The 20,938-nt window shown below is 50.6% G+C and carries 15 protein-coding genes and 1 tRNA gene; 6 read left to right on the top strand and 10 right to left on the bottom strand.

The genetic code is table 11. From position 1 onward, the window contains the following. Positions 1-110: 110 nt before the first annotated feature. The 5 genes from IE181_RS04990 to IE181_RS05005 all read right to left on the bottom strand — a co-directional run bounded on the left by IE181_RS04990 (position 111) and on the right by IE181_RS05005 (position 6,852). On the bottom strand, positions 111-1,322 hold the full coding sequence (locus tag IE181_RS04990) for an acetyl-CoA C-acyltransferase (RefSeq protein WP_191250436.1): 1,212 nt from the start codon (positions 1,320-1,322) through the stop codon (positions 111-113). Beyond that, entirely contained in the window at positions 1,322-2,983 is a 1,662-nt protein-coding gene (locus IE181_RS04995) for a class I adenylate-forming enzyme family protein (RefSeq protein WP_191250437.1), read from the bottom strand. Before IE181_RS04995 ends, IE181_RS04990 begins: the two co-directional genes overlap by 1 nt. 190 nt (positions 2,984-3,173) lie before the next feature. Further along, positions 3,174-5,783 (bottom strand): DUF2339 domain-containing protein, encoded by a 2,610-nt coding sequence (locus IE181_RS05000; protein WP_191250438.1) that lies wholly within the window; start codon positions 5,781-5,783, stop codon positions 3,174-3,176. Beyond that, a complete protein-coding gene (locus IE181_RS14680; protein WP_268245727.1) occupies positions 5,780-5,911 on the bottom strand; it encodes a hypothetical protein in 132 nt (43 codons plus the stop codon). Before IE181_RS14680 ends, IE181_RS05000 begins: the two co-directional genes overlap by 4 nt. Before the next feature lie 128 nt (positions 5,912-6,039). Beyond that, positions 6,040-6,852 carry a transporter substrate-binding domain-containing protein gene (locus tag IE181_RS05005; RefSeq protein ID WP_191250439.1) on the bottom strand — a complete coding sequence of 271 codons (813 nt, stop codon included), beginning with the start codon at positions 6,850-6,852 and terminating at the stop codon, positions 6,040-6,042. A gap of 292 nt (positions 6,853-7,144) precedes the next feature. Here IE181_RS05005 and IE181_RS05010 point away from each other — a divergent pair, with 292 nt between their 5' ends. From IE181_RS05010 to IE181_RS05020, 3 genes are all read left to right on the top strand, one after another. Next, complete coding sequence (locus tag IE181_RS05010; RefSeq protein ID WP_191250440.1) at positions 7,145-8,614, top strand: TrkH family potassium uptake protein; 1,470 nt, start codon at positions 7,145-7,147, stop codon at positions 8,612-8,614. 238 nt (positions 8,615-8,852) lie between these two features. After that, positions 8,853-10,382, top strand: a complete 1,530-nt coding sequence (locus IE181_RS05015) for a fasciclin domain-containing protein (RefSeq protein ID WP_191250441.1) — start codon at positions 8,853-8,855, stop codon at positions 10,380-10,382. Between the two features lie 290 nt (positions 10,383-10,672). After that, complete coding sequence (locus tag IE181_RS05020; RefSeq protein WP_191250442.1) at positions 10,673-13,087, top strand: ABC transporter permease; 2,415 nt, start codon at positions 10,673-10,675, stop codon at positions 13,085-13,087. Positions 13,088-13,201: 114 nt separating this feature from the next. Here IE181_RS05020 and IE181_RS05025 read toward each other — a convergent pair whose 3' ends face one another. Continuing rightward, on the bottom strand, positions 13,202-14,428 hold the full coding sequence (locus tag IE181_RS05025; RefSeq protein WP_191250443.1) for a M14 family metallopeptidase: 1,227 nt from the start codon (positions 14,426-14,428) through the stop codon (positions 13,202-13,204). 94 nt (positions 14,429-14,522) lie between these two features. Then, positions 14,523-17,474, bottom strand: a complete 2,952-nt coding sequence (locus IE181_RS05030; RefSeq protein WP_191250444.1) for a TonB-dependent receptor domain-containing protein — start codon at positions 17,472-17,474, stop codon at positions 14,523-14,525. A 385-nt stretch (positions 17,475-17,859) separates the two neighbouring features. On the opposite strand from IE181_RS05030, the gene IE181_RS05035 reads away from it, so the two are divergent. Then, a complete protein-coding gene (locus IE181_RS05035) occupies positions 17,860-18,567 on the top strand; it encodes a hypothetical protein (RefSeq protein ID WP_191250445.1) in 708 nt (235 codons plus the stop codon). A gap of 24 nt (positions 18,568-18,591) precedes the next feature. Next, positions 18,592-19,164 carry a DUF3592 domain-containing protein gene (locus IE181_RS05040; protein ID WP_191250446.1) on the top strand — a complete coding sequence of 191 codons (573 nt, stop codon included), beginning with the start codon at positions 18,592-18,594 and terminating at the stop codon, positions 19,162-19,164. Between the two features lie 155 nt (positions 19,165-19,319). On the opposite strand, the gene IE181_RS05045 is transcribed toward IE181_RS05040, so the two are convergent. After that, positions 19,320-19,601 (bottom strand): hypothetical protein, encoded by a 282-nt coding sequence (locus IE181_RS05045; protein ID WP_191250447.1) that lies wholly within the window; start codon positions 19,599-19,601, stop codon positions 19,320-19,322. A 132-nt stretch (positions 19,602-19,733) separates the two neighbouring features. Next, a tRNA-Thr gene (locus tag IE181_RS05050) sits at positions 19,734-19,808 on the bottom strand. 140 nt (positions 19,809-19,948) lie between these two features. Between IE181_RS05050 and IE181_RS05055 the strand changes: the two genes are divergently transcribed. Continuing rightward, on the top strand, positions 19,949-20,116 hold the full coding sequence (locus IE181_RS05055) for a hypothetical protein (RefSeq protein ID WP_191250448.1): 168 nt from the start codon (positions 19,949-19,951) through the stop codon (positions 20,114-20,116). Between the two features lie 85 nt (positions 20,117-20,201). Here the strand turns inward: IE181_RS05055 and IE181_RS05060 are convergent, their stop codons facing one another. Next, positions 20,202-20,873 (bottom strand): sulfotransferase family protein, encoded by a 672-nt coding sequence (locus IE181_RS05060; RefSeq protein ID WP_191250450.1) that lies wholly within the window; start codon positions 20,871-20,873, stop codon positions 20,202-20,204. Between the last annotated feature and the right edge of the window lie 65 nt (positions 20,874-20,938).

The raw sequence follows: 20,938 nt of genomic DNA on the forward strand, positions 1-20,938 counted from the left end.
CAGAGACTGTTACGCGATAAAAAGGGCGGTACCAGGTTTGGTGCCGCCATTTGTATGGATGATATAGTTTTTCTGGCTGGTGTGCCGGGCTTTTACTTTGTGCGAAAGACCTACACCCGTTCAAGGACCATGGCGGTTCCGACCCCTGCGCCGCCTGACAGGGACACAAGACCTGTCTGTAGACCACGCCGTTCCAGTTCGTCCAGGAGAATACCGATCAGCGCGGTGCCGGATGACCCCATGGCATGTCCCATGGCGATTGCGCCGCCATTGACATTGACCTGATCATGACTAAAGCCAGAGTCGTTCAGGAATTGAACGGAAACAGCTGCAAACGCTTCGTTAAATTCAACAAGATCAATATCGGATGCAGTCATGCCTGCTTTTTGCATCGCCAGTTTGGCTGCTTCGAACCCGCCGGTCAGTCCCATCACGGGCGTTACACAGCCGTTAGCCATACTGAGAATTTTGGCACGTGGTTTCAGGCCCGTTGCAGACAGGGCTTCATCAGAGGCAAGAATAACCGCAGACCCGCCGTCACACATAGCGGGGGAGTTACCAGCATGGTGAATGTGGGTAATCGCTTCAAGGTTATCAAACATGGCGACGATCGCAGCATCAAAACCTTTAGCGCCGAGCCCGGCAAAGCTTGGCTCCATCCCGGCCAGTGTTTCTGCGGTGGTGCCTTCGCGAATACATTCATCTTCTGAAATGATCTGGCCTGTTTCCGGGTTGGTAATTGGAATGATGGATTTCTGGAAATAGCCATTTGCCCGCGCTGCAGCCGCGCGTGCCTGCGATGTTGCCGCGTAGGTATCTGCATCCATTCGAGAAATGCCGTACAGACTTGCAATTAAATCGGCAGAGATACCGAGCGGAACGGATTTGGCGCGTGTGGCTACATCGGCATCAACGAAGAAGGCCCCCTTGTCTGCCAGCATTGGAACCCGTGACATGCTCTCGATACCGCCCGTGATGTTCAGTGTATCTAATCCAGACTGGATTTTTGTAGCCGCCAGAATGGCAGCGTCCAGACCACTGGTGCAGTAACGGGTAACGGTCACACCGCCCACTGTATCCATTTTCTCTGTCAGGAGCGCGGATGTGCGGGCGATATTACTGCCCTGATCGCCAACCTGTGTGACACAGCCAAGGACCACATCATCGACGGTATTCAGATCCAGCCCATTACGGTCAGCCAGCGCCAAATAAAGCTTTGCCATCAAGTCTGCCGGTTTGACAGCATGCAAGCCGCCTGTGTCTTTTGCTTTGCCGCGTGCGGTGCGCACGGCGTCGCAGATGAATACGTTTGGTGTGCTCATTAAATCAGGTCCTTCAGTTCGGATCGTACAACTTTGTTCAGGGGATTGCGCGGCAGTTTGTCTACAGAGATAAGCTTCTCTGGCAGTTTGAACACCGCGACATCCTTGGCCCGTAGGAAGTCCGTAATATCGTCCAGTTCTAAGGACTTGCCTTCCATTGGTACGACGACTGCGGCGACTTTTTCCCCCATCAGTGTGTCTGGGTAGCCAACCACTGCGGCCTCCAGAATATCTGGATGGCCATCCAGTAGAATGTCCAATTCCTCGGGCGAGATATTCATGCCGCCTCGCACAATCAAATCCTTGCAGCGGCCAACAAACTTATAAAATGCATTGCCATCACCAGTGATTTCGAACAGGTCTCCGGTGCGGAAATAACCGTGTTCATCAAAAACCAGGGCATTGTCTTCGGGGGAATTATAGTATCCATCAAAGACGGCCGGGCCTGCGATCCGCAGTTCGCCTTTTATGCCAGGTTCGGTGATCTCTTCGTTTGTATCAGGGTCGCGCAGCACAGAACGCATGCGGTGCGCCATACGGTTATGCCAATCAAAGCCACTGACACCGTAGCGGGGGAAACAGGTTGCCCGGGTTTCCGGGTCGGGCACATCCTTGGAACAACTGGCAAGCGTGCAGCCTTCGTTGGACCCAAAGACATTAATCACGTCAATACCGACCTTTTCCTTAAATCCGCGCACCATATCCGGGGCAAGCGGCGCGCTGCCTGACAGGATAAATTTCAGTTTTGACAGATCAACCTTGTCAAAAATACCGGGCATACTGTTCAGGTGTGACAGCACGGCTGGCGGTGCAATGGTATAGACAACGCTCTCAGTCTGCAGTTGCTGCAGGAAGATCGTCGGGTCAAAAGGATGGTGCAGCACAAGAGTGCCTTTAATGTTCAGCCAAACGAACAGGAAACCACCGATCGATGCCATGTTAACAAATGGGAACGGGTTTAAAAGCACGTCCCCTTCGGTTAGGGAAACACTGTCTTCACACGACACCATGGAATTGCGCCAGTGGTTATAGCTGCGCGGAACCCCTTTGGGGCGCCCCGTGGTGCCGGATGTCCAGCAGATGGTGAAAATATCGTCGCCGCTTTGTTCCAGTCCTGCCAGATAGGCGGCGAAGTCGTCGGATTTTACTGCCGTGCTTTCGTCTGCGCCAATGTCCTGCCCGATGGATAGGATCAGTGTGTCTGCATCAAAGGCTGACTTATGGGCCTCGGTGGAATTTTGACCTTTGAACCAGTTGGTGCTGATAAATGCCTTGGGTTTCAAGGTGGCAGCAATATGCGTCAGCTCATGCAAACCATACTGCATGGGGACAGGGCTTGCGATTGCGCCGATACGGGAAATCGCCAGATACAGGATGACAATTTCAACTGTGTTTGGAAGCTGGATAACAAGGATATCATCCCGGCGTACACCGGCTGTGTATAGTTCCTCAGCCAGTTGTTCCGTTTTGTCGGCCAGTTCAGCATAGGTGTAGCGTTTCGGAGCCTCCTGGCTGAAACTGCTGCGGTCCGGCGGATCAGCAAGGGCGCATCTACCTGGTGCAGACGCCAGAGCTGTCGCGAACATGCTATATAGCGTCTGATCTTCCCACCAGCCCTCTTTGTGAAAGGTTGAAATTTTTTCTGCATTTGAAGTTTGCATACTGTTTCCCGCTTCCCGAATAATAATAACTTGCATAAAAGAACTAACGTGCAAGACTACTATTGTCAATCAGGTTACGCTGAGAAAGTGATGTGGTATTTACAGGCCCTTGTAAGCCGTCAGAGCTGGATTGTTAGCTGACGGCTTACCCGTGATTAAAGGTGCCTCGATTTTCAGGGCGTGGCGGGCGCTAGCTTGGTGCAGAGACAGATTTCCCGGTTGGCTTGATCCGCTGATACAGATAACCGATACCGATCAAGGCACCCCCCAATCCCATGAAGGATAAGGCACGGGCCAGGCCTTCCAGCTCGCTCATATCAATCAGGAAGACTTTCAGTACCACGATACTAAGAACAGCAAGACCGCCCATGCGAATCTGACTGACTTGCCGGCGCAGCCCCAGACTAAGAAGCCCAATAGCATAGAGAAGCCACGCCATTGAATATCCGTATCCTTTCCAGTCGCTGGAGCCGAAGAACTGGTGTACTTCCACGGTCATCCATAGCCAGAAGACAAGGAATGTAACTGCCCCGTACCGTTTTGCCGAACCGCTGCGTCCGGCCTTGTAAGTCAGATACGCCTTGGCCGCGAAAATAAAGGCTGGCAGCAACAGTTGCAGGAAGTTCAGGTTAAACAGAGGCAGACTGTCATCCGGTTCTAGATCGAACAACTCGTTATTCCATAAACCGCCACCGACCAGCAGCGCACCAACCGACAGTGCGGTCATAACACGACGCAGGGCGCGCAGCACCTTGTCATCCGTTTGAATTTCAAACCATAACAGCACCAATGTCGCCAGTGACCAGTTCAGGGTTTGCACGGCGATTTCAAAACCGGTCGGTTCTGATGTGAGCGTGCCGCCCTCACTGAACAATACTCGGATTTCAAGGCTGATGAAGCTGATGAACAGTAAAATTGCACCGGCTTTCAAGACGGTAAGCAATCTGTCCTGTATCCCGTTTGTCTCGAATATTTTTGCGGCCACCGCAAATAAAACAGCTGTCAGGCCATAACCGTAAAATAACCAGTTAAACACCGGCATTGGGCCTTCGCCGTGATACTCTACGACCGCATCATTCAGGAACAGCCTGCACAGAACCGCTACCGCCAGAAGAAGCGCAAGACGGCGCAGGCCGGACACCTCGGTTTTACGCCAAATGTAGGCAAGGGCCACAAGTTCGAGTGCAAGTGCAAAACTGAGCCATGCGTCCCTAAGTATCATCGTAAAGGCAAGGGCCAGTGCCGCGGTTGCCCCGGATGCATAGGCCGCCACCGGCACATTCTGCGCGGTACTATCCAGTTGGCGCATTCGGGTGACTGCAAATGTAAACGCCAGACACAGTCCAAGTGCAACCATTGCGAACGGTAGATTTTGTTCCAGGTCCATTACGCGCCAATAAGTAATGATCAACAGAAGTATTGGCGTTGCAACGCCAACCGATGCCCACACACCCGTCCGTAATAGCCTTGGGCAAATCCAGAAAAGCACACTGCCAATACCAAGCGCATAGAGCGCAACCAGCGTGATAAATTTCTCCATACCCGGGGGCGCAATAGGGGACCAGGCAAATTGCTGGAAATTATGCCCCGTTAAAGTTGCCTGAATTTCAAAAAAATCTGGAACGTGCCACGTACTGAAAAGAAACAGGATGCTGGCAATGGCAAAAATCCCGGCCACATCATTTTCAGCAGACCTATATACCGCATGGGCATGTACGGCCAGATTCAGCGTGACCAGCATGATGCCTAGACTGCTGTAATGATCCAGCCGCACAATGCTGACCAGCAACAGCATACACACAAGCGATGCGATATCAGAAATGAAGGTAATCCAATGGGAAGGCATTAAGCCTTGCAGCGTTGGGATGTTTTGCCTGTCAGGGGACGCGCCCTGTGCCATGTAACTGTTGGCTGTGGTCAGGAGTATTAGATAGAGCCCGGTTGGCAGTATGTCGCCGGGGCCCCAATTTGTGAATATCCAGACAAGAACCCAGAGAGCCGCTAAAACCAGTGTTGGGACTGCAATTTCGAGCCAGGCGCGCTGGCGGCTGATCCACAGGCATGTAGCAACAATGATCAGAAGATAGGGGAACAAGGCCCATGCATTCCCTGATCCGGTGGAGACAAGGGCAGGGGTAACAAGCCCCCCTAAAACGCCTAAAATCGCGAAAAATCGTCCATGCCGAAGCGCGAGGAAACTGGAAGCAAGTGAGAAAAGTGCAAGCAGGCCAAAGGCAACAAGGGCAGGGAGTAGCTGGTATAAGGCAAAAGCAGCATAAACCGCGGTGAAGGAGAGCGATAATCCAGCTGCGGCAATAGCGCTGGGAACATAATCGGGTGCATCCCGCAACAGGGGCACCAATGCGCGCCGTTGGCGCAGAACTTCCCCTGCGCCCGTCATAAGGATACCAAAGATAGTCCCCAGAGTAACCCGGACACCGGGGCTGAGGAGACCAGCGTCCACGGAATATTTAACCATAAAGGCGCCGCCAAGGGCAAATGCTACGCCGCCTAACCATATGATCCAGCGCGATGACAGGGAATGTTCCACCTCGCTTATGTCAGATGGTTGGGCTGCTGTTTCCGCTTTGCCTGCGGTGTCACCCAAGGTGGTGTCTTCTGTTCTGAGGGTGGACACTGCAGCATCATTTGCCGGCACACTAGCCGGTGTGATTGCGGCATCCTCTGGTGCAACGTCAGCAACCCAGACAGTGTCTTCTTGTGATGACGTTTTCTCAAGGGCAGTCGTATCTTCAACAGTATCAGGGGGCGGGTATTGCCGTGCAAGACGTTCTGTCAATCCCCGACTTTTTTAGACAAGCGCAGAAACTCATCGGTGAATAATTTGCGAAAACGCCTGTGTTCCAGATGCGTATTGATGGCGACCAGCCCGACAATCACGAGCAGTACCCCTAAAATTTCACCCATAAACGCATCCCCCTCTTTTTAAGACAGGCAGCCGTCGCCGGCATGTCTATACGCGCAGGCTCCGTTGCTGCTACTATTAAGAGAGAATAGTCACGAGATCGCGTTTTGCGAACTATTTTATATTTTTCTTAGGGTTGGCTGGACCGAATGACAGCATTTAGACGGCTAATTATGGCATCGTCCACGCGCAACGAGCAGGCAATATGAAAAATTGGACCATGCTTCAGCATCGGAAGATGGGTGTATTTGGTGAGCTGATCTTCGTAATTGTCCCAGTTTCGGATTTCTTCGGTAAAAGCATCTGCAAAAATGGAATAGTCAATCGAACGGGATGCGATGGCGTGAATAATCCGTTCACTTGATGACAATTCTGCTGGGATACGTGAATTGCCAAGGAGCTTTTCAATCGGTTCCACATAGCGTGCTTTATGGGGCAGAACACCCTTGGCACCAGTTTTAATCAGCTCTTCAAGGGTTTTGCTGTTTTGGATACGCGTGTCATCAGACCGGCCAATCAGGATATATTCTCCTACAGTGCCAATTGGATCAGAGAATTTCATCACGCCTTCACGCTCTGGCACATGGATAAAATACGATCCGCAAATCGGGCGGGCGTTGGCTTCCAAAACTCGCAGTTGGTCATGCCAGGGGATTGTTACCGTGATTGTGTTGATGCCTGCTGTATCAAAAATCTTAGCTACTTTTGCACCGATTGCACCGCTGGGGGACAGAGTGGACCGTATTTCACTTTCGCTTGATGACGCCGGGTAGGAGTACATCAAAATAAGCTCATCATCCTCAATTGGTTCCTGCGCCTGCACCTGTGGGTATTTAATTGAAAAACCTACAGCTAAACATGCAGCGAATATAAGCATAGAACGTATAAAGGCATACAAGGTCATGTGTGACAGTAATATCGGCAAAAGTTTGATTAGTTTCATTCCACTGGTGACGGGCAAAATTGCGAGACGCTTATCCTTGATTTAGCCAGCGAATGCAACCTGTATGTGTTCAACTGGCGAACTAAATTCTAATGTTGGTTGGTGCAGTTTTATTGAGCATTTCAAAAGCATGATACCAGTGAATAGTTAACAATCTTGACACGTCCCTGACAAATGCATAGCGTTTTCAGGTAAGCAACCAAAAGGAGTTGGCATAACTGCCAGTTACGGGTTCTGACCCATGTGCAAATATTTGCGGTGATGTGCTGGCGCTTTCTGCCCATACCAATTCATGACATTCAGTATAGATATCCGCCCAATCGTGTTTGTGATCGGGCTGCTTCTTGTGGGTATTGCCACATTTATGATGATACCCGCAATTGTGGAAGCGGTTATGGTGGATACAACACCGACGGAATTTCTTTTTGCAGCGGCAACAACCGGCTTTTTTGGCTTTTTGCTGATACTGGCTAACCGGGATGACCGTGCGTTTAGTCTGGATACCAAGCAGGCATTTTTACTGACCGCAAGCTGCTGGATTATACTGCCGGTTTTCGCGGCGTTGCCCCTTTTGGGAATGGGTCTGAATGAAGAGGCCGGGCTTTCTTTCACCGATGCCGTGTTTGAAACTGTCTCCGGGATAACAACGACCGGGTCGACGGTTATGACCGGACTTGATGACATGCTGCCGGGAATTTTGCTGTGGCGATCTCTTCTGAACTGGATAGGCGGGGTCGGTATTGTTGTGATGGCCATTATCCTGTTACCGTTTTTGCGTATTGGCGGGATGCAGCTTTTCAGGGCAGAGAGCTCGGATAAGTCCGAAAAGGTTGTCCCGAAATCAGCAGAACTGGTGAAATGGATTACAAGCGTATATCTTGGGCTGACCTTCCTGTGTGCGCTGGCATACTATATGACAGGCATGTCAGGCTTTGATGCGATCAACCATGCTATGTCAACGCTGGCAACCGGGGGATATAGTACCCATGATGCTTCCTTTGGCCATTTCGGGGCTGGCAGCCAGTGGATAGGCAGCGTCTTTATGTTGGCTGGTGCCTTTCCCTTCATTGCCTTCATCAAGTTTGCACAAGGGCGGCCAAGGGCACTGATTGACGATCCGCAGATTCAGGCCTTTATCAAGTTTTTAGCGGTGGTTATCTTTTTTTCTGCGCTAATGCTGCAGGCAGACCGTGGGTGGGATTTCTTTGATGCACTGCGTATAGCAGCCTTCAATATTATTTCGATTGTGACAACAACCGGCTTTGCATCAACGGATTATACCACCTGGGGCACAGGAGCGGTTGCAGGCTTTTTTATTCTGACCTTTATGGGGGGCTGCGCGGGCTCTACTTCTGGGGCGATCAAAATATACCGATTTCAGGTTTTGTGGATAACGCTCAGGGAGCAATTAATACGCTTAAATAGTCCGAACCGGGTCGTGGTGATGCGGTATCATGGTGCGAGAATGGCACCTGACCTACCGATTTCTGTGCTTGCGTTTTTGGCGGCTTTCTTCGCATCCATTGCAATATTTACGCTCTTGCTTGCGATGATGGATATTGATTTTGTTACCGCGCTCAGCGCCAGTGCAACCGCAATTACCAATGTTGGGCCCGGATTTGGTGATATCATTGGCCCATCGGGCAATTTTTCTGCACTTCCGGACGGTGCAAAATGGCTCCTTTGTCTTGCCATGCTGCTGGGCAGGCTGGAGGTCTTTACCTTATTAATGTTATTTGATCCGCAGTTCTGGCGCGAATAATTCTGACAGATTATTACTGTCCTTAATCCCTGTCTTGCCTGATGCTCAGGGCAGGGTCCTTCCTTACTTATCGCGTGCAAGTTAATTTCTGCCTTTGGGGACGCTCTGACTTCGAAAACGTGCAGTATAGCAACTGGCTATGTGATCTGCTCTGCTCCCTTTCCCGTACCCCTGTATGCAAACAAAAACTTATGTTCCAAGTATCAATACAGCTAGTCATTAATCGAAGGAGGCGGGTATGACGACCATCGCTGGCATCGCGACAGGCGATACTAATTTTGAAATTCTGGTTGCAGCAATCGGATTTATTGATGCGGAAAAAGGCACAGATTATCTGGGCACCATTAGTGACCCGAATGAATCTCTTACAGTATTCGCGCCAACGAATGCTGCTTTCGGCCAATTGGCTGCAGATTTAGGGTTCGACGGTGATGTAACAGACACTGGTGCAGTTACTGGTTTTCTGACAACGCTTGGGGCTGATACGCTCGAAGCCGTCGTTTTGTATCATATTTCCAGCGGCGTACAATTGTCCGGTGACATTGCGACTTCTGGTGAAGTCATCACCCTGCAGGGCGGCACTATCGGAGCCTCAGAATTACCAACGCTAACAGACATGGAGCCAGATTTGATCGACCCATCGCTTGTTGCAACTGATATTGTTGCAGACAACGGCGTTGTGCATGTGATTGATAAGGTACTGTTACCACTTGACCTTGAAGGCAACGATGCGGCGTCCATTACGGGTACGGTCCTGGCTGTCAGCGGTGCAGAAGGCTTTGACGACAACGGCAGCGATTTTGATATGCTCCGGGAAGCGGTGGTAGCTGCGGGTCTTGCAGATACGCTGGATGATGTGAATGCTGACCTGACAGTCTTTGCGCCTACGGATGATGCCTTTATCGGACTTACCCAGGCTTTAGGCTACGAAGGCAATGACGAAGCAGGCGCCTTTGATTATCTGGTTCAGGCGCTGACACTCATGAATGGTGGTGACAATCCTATTGATCTACTGACAACAATTCTGACGTATCACGTCGCCGGTGAAAGCCTGCAGGCAAGTCAGGTTTTGTCTAAAGATACGATCATGACCCTGCAAGGCGGAGAGCTGGGCGTTGATGCGGCAGGCCTGACGCTTTCTGATGCTGACCCGGATGTAGCTGACCCAATGTTGACTGCAACGGATATTCAGGCTTCGAACGGAATTATTCACGCCCTGAACGGTGTGCTGCTACCAGCAGATTTGCTTCAGTCTGACGGATCAAATGATGTTGATCTGGTGATCGGGGGTGACGGTGTTGACGTTATTCGTACCGGCCTGGATGCAGATTTGATTGCGGCGGGTGCAGGCAAAGATAAAGTTTTCGCAGGTCGCGGTGATGATCTGGTCCTTGGCGGTGATGACCGGGATCAAATTTTCGGCGGTTGGGGCCATGATACGCTGCATGGTGATAACGGTAATGATATCATCAAAGGTGGCTGGGGCCATGACATGATCGCCGGTGGTAGTGGCGATGATCAACTTTTCGGCGGTTGGGGCAGTGATACTTTTGTCTTCGCGGCCGGGGATGGCTATGACCGTATTTTTGGCTTTCAGGATGGCGAAGATCTGATTGATCTCTCCGCTTATGGTTTCACTGGTTTTGCGGACATCGCTGATATGATATCCGGCACTGGTGCGAAAACAACAATCGATCTGGGTGATACAACGATTGCGATCATTGGACAGAAAGCCTCAGCCTTTGATGCGGATGACTTTATTTTCTAATCGCGGTCAACGGACCGACAGAATATCGTTCTGAAAAAGATAGGCGTATAGTACGCCGCCCAGCACCCTCGGCACAGCTGCTGCCGGGGGTGTTTGTTTTCTGTTCGAATATGGACACAAGTGTTCAAAAGTGAACGGTTTGGCGCAACTTAAACATAAGTTTAATTTGTAACTCATTGTTTTTACATGTTTTAAAAGTTGCGCTGTTGGCTTGATTGTTGCCTCTCTGCTGAGTTCGTGTGTCCGTCATGAATGTTGGGCACATCACTGGTAAAAGGGGGGCGGTACCTATGTTCCGAAATTATTTGATCACTGCCATTCGGCATCTTTGGAAAGACCCAACGTTTTCACTGATTAATATTATGGGTCTGGCTATTGGTCTGACTGCTGTGATGTTGATATCCCTGTATACGTGGGACGAAGTTACTTTTGACAATATGTACCCCGGTACGGAGGGCGTGTATAAAGTCGAATTACAAATGACCCGTGAAGGCCGTCCACCCCGTGCGCATTCCAATACGGCTGGTGGTGCTGGGGTTGGCCTGTTAAATGATTTTCCGGAAATGGTCGATCAAACTGCACGTATTCAGTATGGGACACGGGTGATTAGCCTGAATGGTAAGCCGCAAAGTATGGATATCGCCCAAGCGGATACCAGTATTTTCGAGATATTCCAGATCCCTTTTATCGCAGCAGACGCAGACAATCCCCTGATTGACACATCGTCTGTTGCGATCAGTGAAACATCGGCAATGCATCTGTTTGGGACCACCTCCGCAGTAGGTCAGACGCTTGAACTGGATGATGGCCGGTCGTATCAGGTGCGGGGTGTTTTTAAAGACCTGCCGCGAAATACACATTTGAATTTGTCTTTGGTGTTTGCACTCCAAGCAGGAGAGTATGACCGAATTGACGCAGATAGTGGTTGGTGGTGGCTGCAATTTTCCACCTATGTCAAGTTGGCTGATGGTGTTTCGATCTCGGACCTGCGGGCCCAAATGCCTGCTTTTGTTGAGAAATATGTCGAAGCATCGTCACCGGATGCTAAAGCTTCGGATGAATATAAGCTGACCTTTATCCCGCTTAGGGATGTTCATTTTGAAACCGCTGGACCGGAGCGAGGCGACCGGACAATTCTGACGGGTTTTGTGGCCATTGCCTGCCTGATCCTAGGGATTGCGACCTTCAATTTCATGAATATGACCTTGTCGCGAACTGTCATGCGTGCACGCGAAGTAGCCATTCGCAAAACGGTAGGTGCAACCCGCCGGGATATTATCTATCAATTTGTAGGGGAAGCAGTGGTAACAACATGTACGGCACTTGTGATTGCCATTGCGCTGACAGAATTTTCACTTCCCTTCTTCAATGATTTTGTCGTCAAGACCATGCAGGCTGGCACGCTGGGGTCACCAGTGTTTGTATCGGGTATTTTGGTGCTGATAGGACTGGTAGGTCTTGTCTCTGGCTATTACCCGGCGTCTGTTATGGCCGGGTTCAATCCCGCGCGGGTGTTGCGTGGTGGCCGGGCAAGCGGCAAGAATATGACCGTGTTCCGGTCCATACTTGTCACAGTTCAGTTCAGCATTGCTATTGGGCTGATTATCGCGGCAAGCGTGATTTACAGCCAGATACAGTATAGCCGCAGCATGGACCCAGGCTTCACCAAAGAGAATGTGGTTATTATCTATGATATAGATCATAGGGATGTCACGGCCAGTGCAGAAACGCTGAAGCGGACCTTAGCAAGTCACCCAGACATAGAGAATGTCAGTCTGAGCGATTCTGTGCCCGGTGGTAGATACGGCTGGATATCCGGGATTGAAAGTGTGGCCGGCTCACCGACACCGTCGCTGACCCTGATGGGGCAGACCATTGATGCAGACTTTTTCCCGACAATGGAAATGACCATGGTTGCGGGGCGTAACTTCGCATCAGACATGGAAAGTGATTATAACCGCCGCTTGGGCGGGGACTGGAAAGATTCGAGCGTCATCATCAATGAAACAGCTGTAAGAACGCTCGGTTTTAGCAGTCCATCGGCTGCGCTTGGCCAGACGATCAACGACGGTAATGTGAAAACAATCATTGGTGTTGTGAAGGATTTCATGGTGCGATCTGCGAAAACCCCTATCCCTGCCATGTATTATATCATGGACGAACAAGGGGCGCGGATACTGTCACTGCGTTACAGAACAAAGGATGAGCAGTCTTTACTGTCCTATGTCGATGCACAGTGGAACCAGGCAGTGCCAGGGCGGCCCATCCGGCGGGATTTTCTGGATGAAAGACTGGCGCAGCTCTACAGCATAGAAGAACATCAGGGGGATTTATTCGCTTTGTTTGCGGCCCTTGCCGTTCTGGTGTCCTGTATTGGGCTTTATGGTTTGGCGGGGCTAACTATTGGCCGCAGAACCAAGGAGGTTGGTGTGCGCAAAGTCATGGGTGCCAGCGTGACTGCCATCACAAGGCAGTTTCTTTGGGATTTTTCCAAACCGGTTCTGGTGGCGAACGTAATCGCCTGGCCACTGAGCTTTTTCCTGCTTCAGGGATGGCTGGAACAGTTTGCATTCCGTATTGATCTTGGGGTGGTGCCTTTTGCCACGGCGGGTTTTACGGCCTTGGTCATTGCGTGGATAACGGTTGGGGGGCATGCGGTACGTGTTGCACGGTCGAACCCTATCCATGCCCTAAGGGCAGAATAAGGGTTTTCATGCTGACTAGCGGTCGTTGCTCTGGCGACCATAAAAATGGCGGAAGGAAAGTGCCTTCCGCCAATATCTTAAAGGGGATAGTCGGTGGTTACCGTACAAGACGGATTAGTCTTTCAGATCTTCGAGTAGAATTGTCATCATTTCTTCGGCAAAAACCTCGGCCGCTTTCTTCAGCTTCGTGCGGTCTGTTTTATCACCGACTTCATAGGTGATAGAAGCGATACCGTAGGTCCGGTACATATAATTTTTGGATGTATAATAGGCCCGCTGATCAGGGGTGTAATCCGCTGATGGGCGTTCCGCATGTTCCAGTTCGTACATACCATCTAGTCGTTTCATCGCAGCCGCGGACCAGCGGCGTGCAAACATATCGGGTTTGGTTTCTTCTTCGTCACCTTGTGTGTAGAGCACATTCCGGTTCGTGGAATGGAAGTCAAGGAACAGGGCAATGTCATCCTGTTTGGCAAAGCGTTCCAGCTCCTGTTCGATTGCCTGGCTTTCAGGATGGTCAAACAGGCCCCAATCACGGTTCAGGTCCTGCCCCTGCATATTATGGCGCCAGTTGCCGTTGTCGACACCGTCCGGGTTTACCAGCGGGATCATCACGATGCCGAATTTCTGGCGAAACTCTTTTGCGAGTGCACTATCACCCAGAAGCGTTTCAACAAACGGGAAGAATGCCAGCGCGCCTGTTACTTCTGGCGGATGCTGTCTGCCCACAAGGAAAATATATTTTCGGCTGTCGCCATCAGGAGCCGTTTCCAATTTGTGGATATCGCGCCCTTCGACAGATTGTCCAATAACGGTTGTCTGTATGTTGGATGTGGCAGCAAGTCGTTTATACCAGTCCAGATAATAGGGCTGTGCGATAATTTCCTGCCCCGCGACATACAAATCACCGGTAAAGGCAGGCAGTGTCATCTGCATTTGTTCTTTTTCAGCCACGATATTGTCCGCGCTTAGTTTGGTCCAAACCTTGCCATCTGTGCTGACTTTTGGCCAGTATCTGTGCCAACCATGCTGATACGACAGTGTGATCTGAACCGGGCTTGCCTCTGCTGCCTTCAGCTTGAAAGCATACCACGGGCTTGGATTGATCGGTGGCTCATCCTCTGGGCCGATTGTCAGGGTGAAAGCACCATCGTCAGACACGCTGCATGCCCGTGCCTGCCCGCCGGGAAAGTCTGTCCGCAGGGTGATAGTTTTGCTGGCACAGGTGATTTTGCCAGTGGCGGTTTCTGTCGATTTTGCAGACAGGGGGGGCGCCAGTACCATCATTGCAGCAAGGATGAACAGGGACGAAATACGAATTTGGGTAAAATATCTTGGCATTCTGGATACTCTCAGATTTGGTGGGCGTCACATGGACTTGTCATGGCCGCAGTCTGCAGGACCGAAGTCCTGCAGTAAAGTCTAATGCTAAATCCTAGAAGGATTTTTTGATGTCCAGATAGAGGAACCGACCCTTGGCTGAATGGATGCTGCCGAAGAAGCCGTAACTTTCATCAGCCAGTGGTGGCAACTCGTTAAAGAGGTTGGTGACACCCAGACGTACCCTTGTGTCTTCAAGCGGGCCTTCCTGGAACGTGTAATGAATATTGGCATTCACGGTGAACCAGCTATCCACTGTCCAATATTCACCAGTGTCATCCTGTGTTGCACTGGTCTCGTAGAAAGAGCCAACATAACGTCCCTGAAGACCGGCACCGTAGTTGTCCTTGCGCCAGTTCAGACCTGCTGTATAGCGCCATTTCGGACGACCGTTTTCCCGAACCAGATCACCAACACCGCCTACATCGATTGGATTGGCAATACCCAGTTTACTAAGCTCAGTGTCAAGGTCAGCCTGCAGCGTGGTTGCAAACTCACCCACATTTTGATCAAAACGGTCCAGCTTTGCAGCATTCAGCTTGAAGGTGAAGTCACCCCAGTTATCCGTTTCAATTTGCTGAATGACGGCGATATCAATGCCGGCCACAGTTCTGTTATCAAGATTCAGGTAGGGGTCGTGTACCTCGATAATGTCACCAACAGCGGTAAGGCCGGTACCGGCAAACCGGTCAATGGCATCCTGGTCCGGTGCGCCGCGCACAACACTGTCGGATGTTTCGCCGCGCAGCAGTTGCAACAGCTCATACGCCAGCTGGTTCTGGTCACCAAAAATACCAACCAAGCCGTTTTGCTTCAGCTTCCAGTAATCAACAGTAACTGTCAGGCCTGGTGCAAACTCTGGCTGGAACACGGCACCAATATTCCACTGTGTTGTGTTTTCGTTCTTCAGTTTATCAGAACCTGACCGCACACTTTCAACACCCACGCCAGAACAGCCCTCGAGATTATCTTCAATGCCATTGATGACATCAGGCAGACAGCTGTAATAGTCCTCCCGCGTGTTCACGCGGCGAATACCTTCGTCGAAAATCTGCACAAGGTTAGGCGCGCGGAAGCCTTCGGACCATGCACCGCGCAGCATCAGACCGGGGGTGACTACCCATGATGCAGCTACTTTTGGTTTCACAGTTGAGCCGGAATAATCGAACTTCTCGTACCGTGCGGCCAACTGCAGATCAAGACTGTGTACCAGCGGGATTTCCATATCCGGGCTGATAACTGGGACAGCAAACTCCGTGAAAGCACTCAGCACCCAGCGGCTGCCGGATGTGTCAGGCGTTGGGCTTGAACCCAGAACATCACTTGTTGTCACAAACTCGCCGGTTACCATGTCTGTGAAGGTGATGGTTCCGTCAAGGCGGTCATCACGGTCGTCAGAAAAGCTTTCGTTCCGTGCTTCGACACCAACAGCCATACCGATTTCACCGGCAGGCAATGTGAATAAGGATGCGTTCGACAGTTTGAAATCTGTCAGGAACAGGTCTGTCATACCGTCCCGTGTGACATCAATGCGAACTGCATCAAGTGCGGTTTGAGAGTTTGCAGTACCACCATTACGGACATCGCCCAGCCACGGGTTGTAGGCATCTGGTGTATCAAGCGCCAGCTGCTGCTGTAACTTGGTCAGCGAGTAGCGGTTACGCGTCAGATCGTGTTTGGTAGCCTTGTTATAAAGGATCGCAGTGTCATAGTCCCAGTCACCCCAGGCGCCGCGCAGACCCGCAAGAACACGGTATGTTTCGCCGGTCACTTCACCAATGCGGGGGCCAAGATCGTTTGGTCGCCAGTAACGTACCTCGATATCTTCGCCAAACGGATTATAATAGTTGGATTCCGGAATATAAAAACGCTGCGAGCTTAGAACCGAGCCGTTTGCCTGTTCCCGCCAGGTTTTACTGCGGTAGTATGCAGCTTCTGCGTAAAACTCTGTGCCGCTGTCAAACTCATGCGTCAGCATGGAGAAAACATTGAAGCGGTCAATCTTCGAGTTTAAACTGCGGTGATTGTCGTGGTCGTAATAGAGATCACGGCCCAGATCACTGGTGCCGCCACCTTCGGTCAGGCAAACACCGTTGCCAACATCCAGAAACGCCGCGCCGTCAGACACGGTGCTACAAGGGCGTGCGTGGAAATCATCGTCGCCTAGGCTGTCCAGGCTGTCATCTGCCTCGAAGCGGCCCCATGGTGAACTCGAAGACCGGTTATCAAATGCCGTGTCGCCTTCCCATTCTGTCCCTTCAAGCAAGGGTCTGCGATCAGATGATCTGGAAGCTAGACGTTCGCTGGACGGCACAGCGTTTCTGTGGAAATAGCCACCGAAAATATTGATATGCGTCGCGCCGTCATTCAGCTCAAAACCGGCTTTCATATTCAGGCTATATTCTTCGCGGCTGGTGCCGTCCACAGCACCAATGCGGCCTTGAACTTCCAAGCCTTCAAAGTTGTTTTGCAGGACGGTATTGATCACACCGCCAACAGCATCCGCGCCGTAAATCGCCGCCGCACCGTCACGCAGAACTTCCACGCGGGAAATGCCCATGGTCGGCAGAACGTTTGTGTTGGGCGATACTACAGGGACCAGCAGCTCAGTCTGGAAACCGGGGTGCAGTACCATCCGGCGCCCGTTGATCAGGGCAAGTGTGTTACCGGTGCCAAGCCCGCGCAGGTTCATTGAATTAACGTCACCACGAACGCCGTTAATGCCGCCGGACGTGTTGTTATCGTTAAATGTTGAAAAACCAATTTGGGGGATGGAACGATAGAGTTCGTCACCGGAAAAAGCGCCTGTCAGTTCAACGTCTTCGGACGATACAACTGAAACGGGCAGGGTGTCGGCGACTTTTGCGCCCTTAATCTGTGAGCCAACGACAGAAATTTCTTCAATCTCTTCGCCGCTACTGGCTGTATCCTGTGCGTGCAAAGGCGCAACGGACAGGCCAAAAATACTGCCCAGTAAGGCAGCTTTAAAAAAAGTGTTCTTTCTCATGCAGGATGTGTTCCCTCTTGTCTGTTTTTGACACGTTTTCATCTCATGATAGATGTTTATTGTTGTTAATAAATTTACACGCTAATGCGGGCTAAAAAGTTTCTTTTGAAACCATACACATTTTTATCGATGTAAAATTTATGGCGTATTTATAGGTACAAATACGCATCAAAGAAATACATAGTGGTGCCTTTAGGTAAATTTATTGCGCGGTATGGCATTTATGTTACGGTATTGTTACAGGTGAAAGTATTCGCGAATTAACCTTCGTCTTGAAATTAATAAACGATAGAACTAGCCAGCAGAGTGTTGCAGGTATTGAGTTTTGTTAAAAAATTAAGAATGATTGTTCAATCTGGTAAAATTTTGTGTTCGGAGGGGGTCGATGCAGGATAGATATATTGGAGATATCGGGGATTATGCGAAGTATGGATTATTAAGGGCCATACAAGGGTCTAGAAAGTTAGGAATTGCTTGGTATTTATTTCCTGATGAGCAGCATAACGCTGATGGAAAACATATTACATTTTATCAGCAACCTAAGAAATGGCGTTATATGGATGCGCCCCTTTTTGATGAATTGAAGCAGATTGTAGTGTCTGGAAAACGCTCTGTTAAAGAAGTCTCGGAAAGAGGCATTTTTACAAATGTTGTCTTTCATTCAGAATTGCTGAAAAATTCTTCAACATCAATAAAAGACAGACAAAGCTGGCGTAAGAATTGGTTCGATGGAGTTTTAAAGAAGGTAAGCGATGCTAATATTGTATTTGCTGATCCGGATAATGGGCTGTGCCTTGATGAGCGCTTTTCATATGGGGGTAGTAAATCATGGAAAAGACTTCCAATCAGTGAGGCACTTCGACTAGCTGAGGGTCGCGTTGCCGTTATTTATCATCATAATAGCCGCTTTAAGGGAGGTCACGCTAAGGAGATTGAATATTGGATGAATGCCTTGGGAGGTAATGTGGTTGCCCTGAGATGGCGGGCATACAGTTCACGAACATTCTTTATTGTGAACCCTACTGAGGAAATAAAAAGAAAGTGTGAAGCATTTTCGGTGCATTGGGGTGATAAAGCCGAATTCGTCTCATAAGAATTACACCGAGAGGGTAGGATAGTGCCGGATAAAACATTAAGTTTGCTACACAGGGTGGCGATGGGCCAGCATCCTTCGTCCACACTTTTTCTGACGGTGACGGCACTTATCATTCCGGTTGCGGTTTTTACCCGGTCAGAGACCTTTATCACCATGGCGGCCTTGGGGCTTTTTATTCTTGGTCTTTTCATCGTCTGGTCTGGGCTTCATCACAGTCTGGAGGGGGTCAGATCACGCCGCTGGCCAGCGTCTGTCGCGACGCTATCCCATATCGGTAAACGGGGCGGTGTCGGTAAAAGTCGCCGAATGTTCGAGCTTGATATCACCTATCAGTATGCAGCACTGGGGCGCGACTATACGTGTGATCGGTATGATCTTGCGGCGGGTGCCTATTACACCGAACAGCAAATAGACAGACTGATCGCCAAAATTCAGGCAGAACCGCTGCATAAAGTTAGCTGGGACCCTGATAATCCGGCGCGGTCGGTTGCTGTGCCCGGTCTTCATGCAAACCCGGTAATCCGTATCGTGATTGGTCTTGGTATGGTCGGCGCGGTTGCCACATGGTGGCTGGGTCTGTGGACGTTTCAGTGAAGATCGGTAATAGGCAGGGGGCGTCCTAGCGTTGCTGAGACAGGGGTACTAAGAAGAGCTGTTTTTAAAGGGGTTCAGTATACTAAAAGCCGGGAAGCGCACTATACCAGCAGGCATCTTCCCGGCCTTGAACTGTTACGTCATTGGAGAATGACTTAGTCCTTCAGGCACACTTTCGCGGCCTCTGGCAGGTTTTTCATGAAAGTTAGGTCAAGCGCGCTAAGCTTGCCGTCTTTCTCGATTTTCTCTGCCCATTCTTTCATCTGGTTTTCACCAACTTCTGCCGTAAGTGCCTCTGCAATGCAGTCAGCTTCTGCTGCGTATTTGCTGTCTTTTTCTGCGATATAGTCCGCAAGAACGTCTTCGTCGTTACTGCCGCAGGCAGACAGGGAAAAGGCAGCGGCGATCACACATGCCGTTTTAACAAATTTGATCATAAATAGTCTCTCTTGATTGGTGTCGAAAAAATGCCTGTCAACGATAGGTATATTGGCGCTGGAACACAATACCGGATAACAGCCTGCTTGCTATACAGGACCGTTTGTTTGCTTCAAGATAGTTTGAGGAAATGGTGCTGCCGAGAAGATTTGAACTTCCGACCTCTCCCTTACCAAGGGAGTGCTCTACCCCTGAGCTACGGCAGCACGCTGAAAAGCGGGATGACGGCGAACGTCACGGCAGGCTAGTTGCCATACTGGCCGCTTTGAATCAAGCTTAAAAGAGTCTTTTCACGCGACTTTTTGTTCTTGATTTTGGGATTCAGTCGCTTATAGCTTGGCACATTATGACAGATCAAGAAAACAAAGCCCCCGAAGGCACTGGCAAAAAGCAGAAAGAACGCCTGAAAGACGCAGACAAGCAGGCGCGTCTGGCAGAGGCTCTGCGTGCAAACCTGCGCCGCCGTAAAAGCCAGGCCAGGGACCGTAAGGACACGGGCGAAGACGATCTTTAGCCAGACCTACTTTAGTCAGCTCTACTTAAGCCAGATCGGCAAACCCCTTTGAGATTATACTAAAGCTATGTCTTTGCCGCCCATGTCACGTGTTTGGGGGGCTGTCTCCGGGCTGATGATTTTTCTGCGCCAGTTCTTCTAAAAGCGTAAAGAACTCTTCCTTGTTATTGGTGCGCGGATAGGGCGTATCGGGCACCGGGACGCCTAGCCAGGCACACAAAGGCTCCCACCCGTCACCAATTGTATAAACGAGAAGCCTGTCACCTGGGAAAGATGCTTGAACAGCGGCAACGTTCGCATTGAACACCTGCATCAGGTGGTCATCGTTCGTAATGTCCCCACCGAAGGTTGTCTCCTTGATCATTTTTTCAATCATGGCGCCAAACATTATGTCGTAGGGGTCAGGATTTGGTGGTGGGTTCTCCAGTGTTTGGAATATGGTCGCCTTGATGCTTTTGACCCAGCTCTCCGCACTGCGGGTGGTCAATAGGATTTTGGCGTCAGGGAAATGGTCTGCAAGGGTGGGCCAGTAGGCGGCGGTTGGCCAGTCGACAGCAGAACGGTACCCGGCATAGGCCTTGTTCCAGTCAACCGGTTTGCCGAATGCGGCGTCATGCCAGAGAGGCAGGTGCTTCTCCCGGTTTTGCAGGACTTCTTCCATATGGTGGCAGGGGCCAAAGCCAAGCTGTTCCAGTGCCAGTTTCATGGACATGGTCCCCGTGCGGCCGAAGCCCGCCCCGATAATTTTCAGTGTCATTGCTCTTTAGCCCCCTCAGGTGATTGGCTACTCCGAACAGAGACAGTTTACCACGAAATATCAGG

Origin of the sequence: Kordiimonas sediminis (genome assembly GCF_014656395.1) — a bacterium.
GTDB lineage: Bacteria > Pseudomonadota > Alphaproteobacteria > Sphingomonadales > Kordiimonadaceae > Kordiimonas_A > Kordiimonas_A sediminis.

Bases quoted from the DNA above. Each gene is read 5' to 3' on its own strand.
- IE181_RS04990 (WP_191250436.1), bottom strand. From the start codon at position 1,322: ATGAGCACACCAAACGTATTCATCTGCGACGCCGTGCGCACCGCACGC.
- IE181_RS04995 (WP_191250437.1), bottom strand. From the start codon at position 2,983: ATGCAAACTTCAAATGCAGAAAAAATTTCAACCTTTCACAAAGAGGGC.
- IE181_RS14680 (WP_268245727.1), bottom strand. From the start codon at position 5,911: ATGGGTGAAATTTTAGGGGTACTGCTCGTGATTGTCGGGCTGGTCGCC.
- IE181_RS05005 (WP_191250439.1), bottom strand. From the start codon at position 6,852: ATGAAACTAATCAAACTTTTGCCGATATTACTGTCACACATGACCTTG.
- IE181_RS05010 (WP_191250440.1), top strand. From the start codon at position 7,145: ATGACATTCAGTATAGATATCCGCCCAATCGTGTTTGTGATCGGGCTG.
- IE181_RS05015 (WP_191250441.1), top strand. From the start codon at position 8,853: ATGACGACCATCGCTGGCATCGCGACAGGCGATACTAATTTTGAAATT.
- IE181_RS05020 (WP_191250442.1), top strand. From the start codon at position 10,673: ATGTTCCGAAATTATTTGATCACTGCCATTCGGCATCTTTGGAAAGAC.
- IE181_RS05025 (WP_191250443.1), bottom strand. From the start codon at position 14,428: ATGCCAAGATATTTTACCCAAATTCGTATTTCGTCCCTGTTCATCCTT.
- IE181_RS05030 (WP_191250444.1), bottom strand. From the start codon at position 17,474: ATGAGAAAGAACACTTTTTTTAAAGCTGCCTTACTGGGCAGTATTTTT.
- IE181_RS05035 (WP_191250445.1), top strand. From the start codon at position 17,860: ATGCAGGATAGATATATTGGAGATATCGGGGATTATGCGAAGTATGGA.
- IE181_RS05045 (WP_191250447.1), bottom strand. From the start codon at position 19,601: ATGATCAAATTTGTTAAAACGGCATGTGTGATCGCCGCTGCCTTTTCC.
- IE181_RS05055 (WP_191250448.1), top strand. From the start codon at position 19,949: ATGACAGATCAAGAAAACAAAGCCCCCGAAGGCACTGGCAAAAAGCAG.
- IE181_RS05060 (WP_191250450.1), bottom strand. From the start codon at position 20,873: ATGACACTGAAAATTATCGGGGCGGGCTTCGGCCGCACGGGGACCATG.